This window comes from Kitasatospora sp. Root107, from assembly GCF_001424875.1.
In the GTDB taxonomy this organism is placed as follows: Bacteria; Actinomycetota; Actinomycetes; order Streptomycetales; family Streptomycetaceae; genus Kitasatospora.
This window is the reverse complement of record NZ_LMCT01000044.1, coordinates 3,745-15,019: the sequence shown is the minus strand read 5'-3', so window position 1 is coordinate 15,019 and position 11,275 is coordinate 3,745. Positions and strand designations below refer to the sequence as shown.

The 11,275-nt window shown below is 70.5% G+C and carries 10 protein-coding genes and 1 pseudogene; 5 read left to right on the top strand and 6 right to left on the bottom strand.

What is annotated here, in order from left to right:
• Positions 1 to 511 precede the first annotated feature (511 nt).
• Positions 512 to 1,054, top strand: coding sequence for a hypothetical protein (locus ASC99_RS28695; RefSeq protein WP_057237459.1), 543 nt, complete (start codon positions 512 to 514; stop codon positions 1,052 to 1,054).
• 329 nt (positions 1,055 to 1,383) lie between these two features.
• Positions 1,384 to 2,136: a hypothetical protein gene (locus tag ASC99_RS28690; protein WP_057237457.1), complete on the top strand. Its 753-nt coding sequence runs from the start codon at positions 1,384 to 1,386 to the stop codon at positions 2,134 to 2,136.
• 422 nt (positions 2,137 to 2,558) lie between these two features.
• On the opposite strand, the gene ASC99_RS28685 is transcribed toward ASC99_RS28690, so the two are convergent.
• Complete coding sequence (locus ASC99_RS28685; RefSeq protein ID WP_200948458.1) at positions 2,559 to 3,212, bottom strand: DNA alkylation repair protein; 654 nt, start codon at positions 3,210 to 3,212, stop codon at positions 2,559 to 2,561.
• A 243-nt stretch (positions 3,213 to 3,455) separates the two neighbouring features.
• On the opposite strand from ASC99_RS28685, the gene ASC99_RS28680 reads away from it, so the two are divergent.
• The 3 genes and pseudogenes from ASC99_RS28680 to ASC99_RS28670 all read left to right on the top strand — a co-directional run bounded on the left by ASC99_RS28680 (position 3,456) and on the right by ASC99_RS28670 (position 6,505).
• Complete coding sequence (locus ASC99_RS28680) at positions 3,456 to 4,430, top strand: hypothetical protein (protein WP_057237453.1); 975 nt, start codon at positions 3,456 to 3,458, stop codon at positions 4,428 to 4,430.
• A 108-nt stretch (positions 4,431 to 4,538) separates the two neighbouring features.
• A pseudogene (locus ASC99_RS28675) lies at positions 4,539 to 5,559 on the top strand (phosphotransferase family protein).
• A gap of 34 nt (positions 5,560 to 5,593) precedes the next feature.
• On the top strand, positions 5,594 to 6,505 hold the full coding sequence (locus tag ASC99_RS28670; RefSeq protein WP_057237451.1) for a squalene/phytoene synthase family protein: 912 nt from the start codon (positions 5,594 to 5,596) through the stop codon (positions 6,503 to 6,505).
• A 21-nt stretch (positions 6,506 to 6,526) separates the two neighbouring features.
• On the opposite strand, the gene ASC99_RS28665 is transcribed toward ASC99_RS28670, so the two are convergent.
• From ASC99_RS28665 to ASC99_RS28645, 5 genes are all read right to left on the bottom strand, one after another.
• A complete protein-coding gene (locus tag ASC99_RS28665) occupies positions 6,527 to 7,732 on the bottom strand; it encodes a CapA family protein (protein WP_057237450.1) in 1,206 nt (401 codons plus the stop codon).
• Positions 7,733 to 7,865: 133 nt separating this feature from the next.
• On the bottom strand, positions 7,866 to 8,954 hold the full coding sequence (locus ASC99_RS28660; protein ID WP_235502692.1) for a mechanosensitive ion channel family protein: 1,089 nt from the start codon (positions 8,952 to 8,954) through the stop codon (positions 7,866 to 7,868).
• A 57-nt stretch (positions 8,955 to 9,011) separates the two neighbouring features.
• Positions 9,012 to 9,308: a WhiB family transcriptional regulator gene (locus ASC99_RS28655; protein ID WP_057237446.1), complete on the bottom strand. Its 297-nt coding sequence runs from the start codon at positions 9,306 to 9,308 to the stop codon at positions 9,012 to 9,014.
• Between the two features lie 254 nt (positions 9,309 to 9,562).
• Complete coding sequence (locus ASC99_RS28650) at positions 9,563 to 10,351, bottom strand: SigB/SigF/SigG family RNA polymerase sigma factor (protein WP_369824251.1); 789 nt, start codon at positions 10,349 to 10,351, stop codon at positions 9,563 to 9,565.
• A 249-nt stretch (positions 10,352 to 10,600) separates the two neighbouring features.
• A complete protein-coding gene (locus ASC99_RS28645; RefSeq protein WP_057237442.1) occupies positions 10,601 to 11,227 on the bottom strand; it encodes a DUF6629 family protein in 627 nt (208 codons plus the stop codon).
• Between the last annotated feature and the right edge of the window lie 48 nt (positions 11,228 to 11,275).

Below are 11,275 nucleotides of genomic sequence, written 5' to 3'. Positions count from 1 at the left end.
CCCGTGCTCGTGGCCGAGGATGGCGGTCAGCACGGGCAGCGCGGAGGCGTCGCCCGTACGTCCCGACGGCAGTGATGAAGTCGCCCTGGTACGGGTTGCGGGCGACCCGGTCGATCAGCCAGATCGCGGTGCGGGCTACGGCCCGGCTCGGCCACGGCCGGTCGGCGGTCAACGCCCGTGTCGGTGTGGCGAAGAACGATTCAGCGAGAGCTTTGTCCCAGCATTGGCAAGTGCGGCCGACTGACAGTTGGACGTTGAACTTGCGTTCCAGATCAGCGAATTCACGACTGGTGTACTGAATCCGCCGGTGCGCGATCTGCCGTCCGGATGCTACGGCACGGGTGCACGAGCAGCTGGCTGCCGAAGCCAGGGTGCAAGCTTTCACCGGCCCCTTGATCCACACGTATGGGGGACGCCCCGTAGTACAGTCCGCGCAGATGATCACCTGGGCGGACGAATGACAGCGGGACGTCGCAGGCGAATCGCCTGGTGGCTCAGAGGTCTGGCGTCGGTGGCGCTCCTGGCGTACCTGCCGGGCTATCAGGCCTCGCACTCGGGTGGGCTGGTGGAGGTCGAGCGCTGGTTCGACCACCCGGTACCGCTGCTCGGGGCGGCAGTCGTGCTGACGGTGGTCTCGATGGTGGTCGAGTTCGAGTTCCGCACCAAGTGGTCGCAGATCGGCTGCGCAGCCGCCGTGGTGGCCCTCGGATTCATCGGGCTACCGATCGTCTTCCTGTCGTTCGCACTGGACGGTGAAGGGGTGGCAGTCGACCGGAAGGCCGGCCCAAACCACCCGGACCATGTGCTGACCGTGACCAACGTCGCCTTCTCGATCGATCCGGTCTACCGCGTGGAGCTGCTGACCGGCAGCGGCTGGTCCGCCCGCCACTGGGACCTGGGCGTCTGGGAGGAGCGCGACGAGCGCGGTTACTTCAAGAGTGCCGAGTGGTCCGGGCCCAACCAGATCACGGTGACCGCGGAGAAGGAGATCACGGTCTTCACCGTGGACCCGGTCAGCGGCCGCCCGAGCGAGCCAAGGGCGGGGCACCGGTAGTCCGCTCGGACGCGGAAGGCGCGGCGGTACTCGCGCACCGCAGCGTTCGACCGGGGCGAACTGGCGGACCAGGGCACGCGTGCGATGGAGTTCCGGGTAGTGCTCAAGCCGTCGGCGCAGGCGCATCCTCACCCGACGCCCAGCCCCCCGCCGACGGATCGGACCCGCCCCGACACCTCGCCCCTCCCAGCCGTTCACGCGGCCAGGTGGTCACGCGGCTGCCGCCTCTTCTCCTGCGCTGACGCCTTGGATTAGATTCCATGCCCGGGGCGATGAGCCGGACATGACGACCCGTCGGGCCGGCCCGCCCGCGACCGAGGGGGAACACCGTGTCCAAGACCACCGCGCCCGCCGAGCGGTACGCCACCGACCTGACCAAGGCCGACGTCGCCGAACTGCTCGGCTGGATACGGGGGCACCTGGACCCGCTGAACCCCACCGCCCGGGCGCTGGAGGTCTTCCTCGGCGAGAGCGTCTCCGTCCTCAACCTCGGCATCGAGATGCGGGACGCGACCAGCCCCCGGGACGGCGTCGCCGAACTGGCCCACCTACAGGCGATCCGACGCGGGTGGAACCAGCTGGTCCGGGCCGCCCTGCCGTGGCGCGACCAGCCCGGCTACGACTCGGTCCGCTGGGACAGGGTGCAGACCAACACGTACGCCGGCCGGGAGAACCGCATAGCCGAACAACGAGCCGAATCACAGTTCCTTGCGGAACGGGCGTGGGCAGCAACCTGGGAACAGGTCAACACCCGGCTCACCGCACTCGGAGCAGACCCCGCCGAACCGGAAGACACCCTCGACGCTCCCTCCCAAGAGCTGGCCCGGACCGGCCAACTGACCCTGGCTCAAGCCCTGACACTGCTGCAGCTCCCCGGCGCGGACGAGGTGCGAACCCTGCACCAGCGCACGACCGCCTGGGCCGACGTGAACCAGCACCTCGCCGCCGCCGGCCTACCCACCGCCGAGATCCTGGGCCAGCACGAAGACGGCCTGGCCGACGACCAGCGGGCCCAGTACGCAGTGCTCACCATCGACCAGGCCACCGCACTGTCCCCCACCGCCACGGGAGCCGACCGGTGAGCAAGAGCCACGAAGCGTGACGCGTAGCTCGGCTCAACTGACACTTTTCCCTTCGATCAGAAGGCAATTATCTGAACAGAGCGGAACATGCAAGGTGTTGGCCCCGTTTGGGTGTAGTATCTGAAGCACAGAGGGTGGTCTGAGGGGCTGACATCACGGTGATGCAGCGGATCACCCATCAACTGGGGGAACACCATGACCTACCACCTCGAGACCGCGCGGGCGACGATCGACAACCGTCTGCGGGAAGCCGAGACCCACCGCCTCGTGCGCGCGCTCCGACTCAAGAGCCGCGCCGAGCGCACCGCCCAGCGCGCACACCGTACTGGTGACGGCCCGCCTGCTGTCGCGCACCCGAAGTCTCCGGCGAACCGCTCGGACGGATCGGATCGGACCCGCCCCCGGGCACGATCCGCCTCCGGTCAGGCCACCGCCCCGTCGGGCTGCCGGCGCACCATCTCGGCAATCCAGACAGGAGCGAACGGAGACGTACAACCCGGGGAGGTCGGATAGTCCTTGAGCACCTCCAGGCGCTCGCCGATGGCGATGGCACGCGCGCGGTGCTCGGCGTGTTCGATCCCGATCTGAGCCAGGCAGTGGTTCATCGCCCACTGCAGACGGTCCGGGGCGTCCTTCATCTGCGCCTCGATGACGTCGAGCAGTCCTGCCAGGTCGAGGCCCGCCGGCTTCTTCGTCACACGTTCGGTGGTCAGCGCCCAGCCGGCACTCGCCACCACCGGGTCCGGATCCGCCGACCAGGCCAGGCGCAGCTCTTCGGCGTGCGGGCTCTTCTTCACCACGTAGTTCACGAGCCAGTCGTGCACCTTGGGCGTGCGCGCTTCTCGCAGCATGGTGTCCAGCTCGTCCCGCCCGAACGCCTTCGGACGGCAGATCAGGAGCGCCAGCAGCCGCGCTGCGGTGTCACCGCTCTCCCAGAGCCGGCCCGCGAGTTCCTGCTGCGTCTTCAGCCGCTTCGCGAGCGCGCGCAGCTTGCCGAGGTTCACACCGTGATCGTCGCCGTGCCGCTCGTTCACCTCACGTGCCCTCGGGTCCTCGAGCCCGGCCAGCTCGGCCATCACCTCGGCGACCGCCGTCTCGGTCGACTTCGTCACGGCCACCTCGGTCTCCTGTTCATCACGTTCTTCCTCGTCACGGAGATTCACCCTACGGCGGGCTGGTGTCCTGAGCCGGTAGTCCGCACGGCCGTCCCGGCAGCCAACGTCTCCCCCGGGCGGGGGAGACGGCTGCGTCCGGCGGAGGATGTGGGCCGGCCCGTCGGGCTGGAGGCTGGAATTCCTGCTGGTGGAAGGGGAATTCGGGTGGAACGCTGGGATCGGGTCGGGCGGCGCGCCGCGTACGGGGCGGCTCTGGCGCTGTCGCCGTATCTGCTGATCAAAGTCTCGTGGGTGGTCGGCTCCCTCGTGGGGGTGGTGCCCGTCGGCAAGGGGTTCGGCCTGGCGGAGTGGGTGGTGCTCAACGTCGTGACGGTCGGTATGGCGGTGATCGGGATCGCCCTGGCGCTCGCGTTGGTCCGGCCATGGGGCATGCGGATCCCAGGGGCGCTGGTCGCGTTCTGCTCCTGGGTGGGGTCGGGGTTCCTCGTCTCGGTGCTGCCTTTCCTTCTCGTCGGTGCGCTCCTGAATATCGGTGGTGACTCCCAGAGCGGGGGCGGGGGCGGTGACGACCCGGCCATGCCGGCCTGGGAGGGCGCACTCGTCCAGTTCAGCTTCGTAGGGATGGGGTTGGGGCTGGCTCTCGCGGTTCCGGCGTATCTGCGGCGCCGCTGGCCGGACGCGTTCGTCGGGCGCGTCGGTGACGGTCCGCGTGCGGTGCCGCCGTGGGCGGCTGTCGTCGGTGCCGTGGTCGGTCTGGTCTGGCTCTACTGGGCGGCCGGAGGCACGCTGGGGATCGCGCACCCGGCCGAGCGGGACACCGACGGCTACGTGCTGGCCGCTGTGTGGGGGTTCTGGGCGCTCGCCGGATCCGCCGCCGTCTGGACGGTCGCCCGGGCGCGTCCGGCCGGGTTGCCGCGCTGGCTCCCGCTGGTGTTCGGCTGGGTCGGATCGGGCTCGCTGTTCGCCTGGAGCGCTTGGAAGGTTCCCCTTCTCCTGTACGTGGCGGTGGCCGCTCCCCCCGACGTCACGCCACCCGAGAACCCCACCGTCGCGGTGGTGCTGCACCTCTGCGCCGTGCTGGCCGGCGCGGCGATGCTGCGGACACTCGTCCGCACGCGAATACGCGTCGCCGAGCCCCACGCCGCCCTGCCCGAGGCTGCCATTCGGCTCGAGGGCTGAGGTCGTCGAGTCCGCCCAGCGCCGCTGGTACGGGGTCGACGCACCGCAGCTCGTGGCTCCGACCCACCCCGGCCGCACACCCGTTCGCCTCCGTGGAAAGATGACCTCATGTGGTCACGACTGCCGTTCGGGGACGGATTACGGACCGAGCTGGGCTCACCCGGGCGCTCTCGCCGGCTGAGCAGCAGCCCGCGCTCACGCGTGTGGCGTGTCGAGCTGGCCGGATCACCGGCGGTGGTGAAGCAGTTCGTCGACGGTCCCGACGCCGAGGATCGGTACGCCCGCGAGGTGGCCGCGCTGCGGCTCGCCGCCCGGGCCGACACCCCCGTGGTGCCCACGTACCGATCCCGCCGAGCGAGTGCTGGTCCTGGAGCACCTGGACCATCAACGCCCGGCCGGCGACTGGATCGTCGGCTATGCGGCGGCACTCGCCCGGCTGCACGCCACCACCGGCCCGCAGGACGTCGGGGTACTCCCCCGCTGGCTGGGCCCGGACCAGGCCGACGTCGACTCCTTCCTCAGGCTGGCCGAGGCTCTCGAGGTCCCCGTCGCACCCGGCGTGTCCGGGGAGCTCGGTGAGCTCGTGCACCGGCTCGGCCAGGCACCGGGCCATGCCCTGCTCCACGGGGATCCGTGCCCCGGCAACGATCTGCACACCGCCGACGGGATCAGGTTCATCGACTTCGAACAGGCTTCCCTGGGCAGCGGACTGATGGAACTCGCCTACCTGCGGATCGGCTTCCCGACCTGCTGGTGCGTCACCTCGGCGTCCGCTCCACTACTCGACCGGGCCGAGAGCGCCTACCGCACGGCATGGCGCACCGCGACCGGCACCGAACTCCACGGCGATCTCGCGGACGCGTGCGCCGGGTGGCTGCTACGGGGCGACGCACTGGTGCAGCGGGCCCACCGCGGGACCACCGACCACCTGGCGCGGATCCCCGACCGGGACTGGAAGTGGGGCACCGCGACCGCCCGGCAACGGCTCGTCCACCGGCTCGGTGTCGTCAGCCGGCTGACTGCCGACCGCGCGGACCTGAGCGGCCTCAACGGCCTCAGCACGGACCTGCGCCAACGCATGCTCGCCCGCTGGCCCGCGCTCCCACCCGTCCCGTCACAGCGCCCGTAGAACCACAAGCGAACGAGAAGAACGGTAGGACCAAGTGGGCAGCTGGGAGCCGGCGCTGGACGCGGCAGGGGTACACGACCCCGGACTGCGGGCGCAGTACGGCCGGCAGCGGCACCAAGTCACCGAGTACAAGCGGGAGATGGCGGCTGCTGCCGGCCTGCTCCTGCCCTACGCGATGATCCCGCACGTGATCGCCGCCGCCGCGTTCATGCACCGCACCGACACTCTGCAGGACAGCGGCCCCCTGGCAGACCGCCGGACGTCATCCGCCCGCTGGGAGCGGGAGGTCTCCAAAAGCCTCGCCACCGGCCACTCCGACAACCCCGAGCTCCGACCCCTGCTGAACAGCATCGTCAGCCACCCCGTACTCCGCGACCGTGTCGCGGACTACCTCGCAGCGGCAGCCACCGACCTCGACTTCACCGGATTCGACACCGAGGACGACTACCAGCGCTACGTGGACGGGTACTCACTGCCGGCCTTCATGGTCGTCGCCGCGCTGCTGGGCCCCGACGGTGACCAGAGCGCCTACCGGTCGGCCTGCCGCACGTTCATCGACGCGAGCCAACGGCTGGACTTCGTCAACGACCTCGCCGAAGACCTGGCGGACGGCCGACTCACCATCCCGGTACGGACCTTGGAGGAACACGGCGTCACCCGGGCCGACCTCGAGCAGGCCCGACCACTGCCGGGCGTCCTGACGCTGCTCACCGACCAACTCGACCAGGTGGACCGCACCCTGGCCGACGCCGAAGCAGTCGTCGACCTCGTACCGGCCGGTCACCAGCCGCTGCTCCGCTGCATCATCGGCATCGACAAGCTCACCAGCACCGCCGCCCGCTCGGCCGGCACCGCCCTGCTTCACCATCCCGCCGGCACACCCAAGCTCCCCGCCCTCCGACTCCTGGCCCGCCAGTACCTCCGAGCCCGCAGACACCGCAACTGACAGGCCGGGGCATCCCGCCGGTCAGGAGCCCATGGTGAGCCCGGCGGCGGCGCCGGAGCGGCTGAGCACGGTGGACCGGATGTGTTCCAGGGCCTTGGCCCAGTCGGCGTTGCCGGGGTTCTGCCCCAGTGCCTCGTTGAGGTTGAGCACCCGGTTGGGGGTGCTCAGGTCCATCAGCTGGGGGATGAACTCCGCCTTGCTGACGGTCCAGGGCTGCTTCGGTCCGGTGGGCGGGGCGAACGTGAACCGGGCGATCGAGCTCTGGTTGCCGCGTGGGTCGAGGTCGCCGGAGCGGTTGTACATGTCGGCGGCGATCTGGTCGCCCATGCCGTAGACCACCCAGGTGCCGTTCACCTGCTCGTAGGCCTGCGGGACGTGGGCGTGGGTGCCGAGCACGAGGTCGATGTCACGGCGGCCGTCGGTCTGAGCGACGGTCAACTCCTGGGCCAGGGTGAGCTGCTGATCGTTCGGCTGGTCCTGCCACTCGGTGCCCCAGTGCATACTGACCACCACGATGTCGGCGCCGGCCCGGCGTGCGGCACGGGCGTCGGCCAGGATGCGGTCACGGTCGATCAGGTTGACCGCCCAGGGCTGGCCCTCGGGCAGCGCGATGCCGTTGGTGTCGTAGCTGTAGGCGAGTTGGGCCAGGGCCGCGCCGCCGGCCGTCAGCAGAGCTGGGCGGGCGGCCTCGTCCTCGGTACGGGCGGAGCCGGTGTGCTGCAGGCCCACCGCGTCCATCGCGCCGAGGGTGCGGCTGATGCCTGCGGAGCCCGCGTCGAGCGTGTGATTGGAGGCCGTGGAGCAGGAGTCGTAGCCGGCGTCCTTGAGCGCCCGGGCCACCTCGGGCGGCGACTTGAACGTGGGGTAGCCGGTGTACGGGCCGCCTTCGGCGCCGTAGACGGTCTCCATGTGACAGATGGCCAGATCGGCGTTGGCGACCACCGGCTTGATCCCGGCCAGCATCTTGCCGAAGTCGTACCCGGTGCCGCCGGCGTCCGCCTGCGCCTGCTGGATGATCGCGGTGTGCGGCAGGACATCCCCGGAGGCCACCAGCGTGAACGGCCGGAGCCCGGCCGCGCTGGGACTGGAACTCGGAGACAGGGACGGCTGCGGGCTCGGAGTGGACACGGGTACGGCAGAGTGCTGCGCGACGGAGGCGGAGCAACCCGCCACGCCCACCAGCAGAGCGGCGACCGGCAGCAGAGCCAGTCGGCGGGGAAGGCTCATGGTCGGCTCGTCTCATAGTCCGGAGATCCGACTATGAGACGCGTGACGGCACGAGGGACGAAGCCACGCCCCGCCGTCACCCGAAGGACGGAACCACCCGGGTTCGAACGGCTCCGCCCGGCATCGGTGCGGATCACGGCCGACAGCACTTCGAGCATCCGCAGCCGCGACCTGCGCCCACTGCCCCATCGGCATCGGTACCGGCCAGCGTCAGACGGGGCAGGGCGCCGGGGTGGTGCTCGCGCAGGTGGCCGATCAGCTCCTCCCGTACGTGGCAGCGCAGGTCGAAGGCGTCCCCGGCGTTGCGGGCGGTCATCAGCGCGCGGACCACGATGCAGGAGGGCGTGGTGTCGACCACCTGCAGTGCGCTCCCCTCACCGTCCCAGAGGTCGCACTTGGCCAGCAGGGCGTCGAACTCCACCCGCAGCTCGCCCATCGGCGTGCTGTGGTCCAGGTGCAGCAGGGCAGTTGCGGTGATGCGGGTGTCGTTGCGGGACCAGTTCTCGAACGGCCGGCCGGCAAAGTACGAGACCGGCATGACGATCCGCCGCTGGTCCCAGGTGGCGACCACCACGTAGGTGAGCGTGATCTCCTCCACCGTGCCCCACTCCCCCGCCACCACCACCTCGTCGCCGATCCGCACCATGTCGCCGAACGCCATCTGGACCCCTGCGAACAGGTTCCCCAGCGTGCTCTGCGCGGCCATCGCGGCCACCACACCGACCAGTCCGGCGGAGGCCAGCAGGCTGGCGCCGAGCGTACGGACCGCCGGGAAGGTCATCAGCATCGCAGCGAGCGCGACCACCGCGATCACGGCCTGGCAGACCCGGCGCAGCATCCCCGCCTGGGTACGCGCCCGGCGGACGCGACTCGCGTCCTGGCTCCGGACCGATAGCCGTACCCCCGCATCGACCAGCAGCGCCACCAAGCGGGCTGCCAACCAGCCACAGGCCGCCAGGCAGAGCAGGACGAGCACGTGCCGCACCGCGTCCCGAATCTGGGGCGCGAGCCCCACCGAGGCCTCCCCGGCCAGCATCAGCGCGGCGGTGCCCGCCAACAGGAACGGCCGGCGGCAACCGCGCACCAGCGGCAACGTCCCGCTCCCCGCACGACCCGCCGCCAGCCGGCGGACCGTCAGTTCGGCGGCCCGGTCCACCACGAAGGCCGCCAGCGCCGAAGCGGCCGCCAGGCCGAGCATGCGCAGAATGCTCCACAGAATCACGAAGAGTCTCCCAGGTGACGACTACCGTCAGACAGCTTCCGGTCGAACGACTTCCGGTCACGCAGCGCGGCCGGCCCGCCGGGTCCGGCGCAGGAGGACCGCGCGTTCGTCCTCGGTGAGTCCGCCCCACACGCCGTACGGCTCGCGTACCTGGAGGGCGTACGCGAGGCATGCGGTACGGACCGGGCAGCGCACGCAGACCCGCTTCGCCGCCTCGTCCCGGGCTTCGTGGGCCTGGCCGCGCTCACCCGCCGGGTGGAAGAACAGGGCGGCGTCCTGGTGGCGGCAGGCCGCGCGCATCTGCCAGTCCCAGCGGTGGTCGAGGGCCCCGGGCAGGCGCGAGATGTTGGTCATCAGCTGTTCCCTTCTCCAAGTCGTGATCAGTTGTCTGCTGTCACAACGGAGTTGCCGGCGCGAACGGGCGCCGCGTGCACAGTTGCGTCTCACCCCTTCCCGCCCGGCCAAACCCCCCGGGTCCACGACAACCGCCGTACCGGGCGGCATGAAGTCCTCGGACGGGGGCAGCCGACAGGCATGAGCAGCGTCGAGATCTGGAAGTTCCGCTCCTACTACGGACCGTTTCCACGGGCCGACGCAGGACAACGGCATCAGCCGTCCTGGGTGAGCTCCGCGCGCAGCCTGGTCAGGGTACGGGTGAGGAGGCGGGAGACCTGCATCTGCGAGACGCCGAGCCGTTCCCCGATCTGGGCCTGCGTCAGCTCGCCGACGAAGCGCAGTGAGAGGACCACCCGGTCGCGTTCGGGCAGTGCGGCGATCAGGGGTCTGAGCGATTCGAGGTCTTCCACCCGGCTGATCCGGGTGTCGTCGTAGCCCAGCCGCATCGCGAGGGTGCTGTTCGGCGAGTCGTCCGCCAGCCGCATCTCCAGCGAGCCGGCGGTACGCGCGTTGGTGGCGGTCATGCTCTCCACGACCTCCTCCTCGCTCACCTCCATCCGCTCGGCCAACTCGGCCACGCTCGGAGAACGGTCCAACCGCTGCTCGAGGTCTTCCTCTGCTTTCACCAGCGTCAGCCGCAGTTCCTGCATCCGCCGGGGCACGTGCACCGCCCAGGTGGCGTCCCGGAAGTGGCGCTTGATCTCGCCGATGATCGTCGGCAGCGCGAACGTCGAGAACTCCAGACCCCGCTCCGGTTCGAACCGGTCAATGGCCTTGATCAGGCCGACCGTCCCGACCTGCACGATGTCGTCCATCGGCTCCTGGCCGCTGCGGAACCGCCCCGCCGCGTACCGCACCAGCGACAGGTTCAGCTCGACCAGCGTCCCGCGCACGTACGAGTACGCCGCCGTGCCCTCCTCCAGGTCCGCCAACCGCGCCAGCAGCACCCGTGCGAGTTCCCTGGCATCGCGCGGCGCGACGGCCGACGGATTCTCGATCACCGGAAGATCCGCTATCTCGGGCAGACGAGCTGTGCCGGCCACCGCCGTACACGAGGGAGTCGGCGAAGCCTCACTGGACACTGCCATGACACACCTTCCGTCGTCCGACACACCGTTCTTCGCCGCCTACCCCCGACCTCTGCAGCCATACCCGCCCCCCGGAAAGCGGCCCCTTATTTCAGCTTTCATCCGCATTCGTCCCAAGGGCCGTCTGCTGCCCTTCATCACCGGGCGGCGCGCTGCCCACGGCTACACGACCGTCGACCGCCGTACCCAGCGCAGCAACAGGACACTGACCAACGCCGCGAGCGCGCACCAGGTGGAGGCGAAGGCGGTGCGCCAGAGGACGGCGCAGAGCAGCGCGGCGGCGGCCATCACCCACCCGAGCCGCCGCAGGTCGGGGTCGGGGTTGAGGGCGAGCGGGCCGAGGGTGGCCAGCAGGTAGGTGACCAGCAGCAGGGGTGCCAGCGGGATGCCGACCGCATACGTGAGGGTGTGTCCGTGTGCCTCGGCGGTGACGGGACCGGCCAGGATCGCTGCGGCCAGCGGTACCGCGGTGGCGACTCCGAGCACCAGGAACGGGAGCAGCCGACGGGGCCGGCCGGCGGCGTACCAGGCGCCGAACGGGACCAGCGTCACCAGCACCGGCATCGCGATCAACGCCCAGATGACACGGGCGACTTGAGCGACGTCCGGGTCGACTCGCCCCTCACCGCCGAGCCAGACCGCCGCCTCCACCAGCTGATGGACACCGAGCAGCAGCGGCAACGCGGCCAGTGGCAGCTGCCGCCGGTGGCGAACTCCACTGAGGCAGGCCACGCCGAGGCCCGTGACGATGGTGCCGGTGACGAGATCCGCCTCAGCGCTCCAGCACATCGCGCCTCCCAGCGGCCAAGATCGCTGGTCCACGATAGGCCCGCGAGC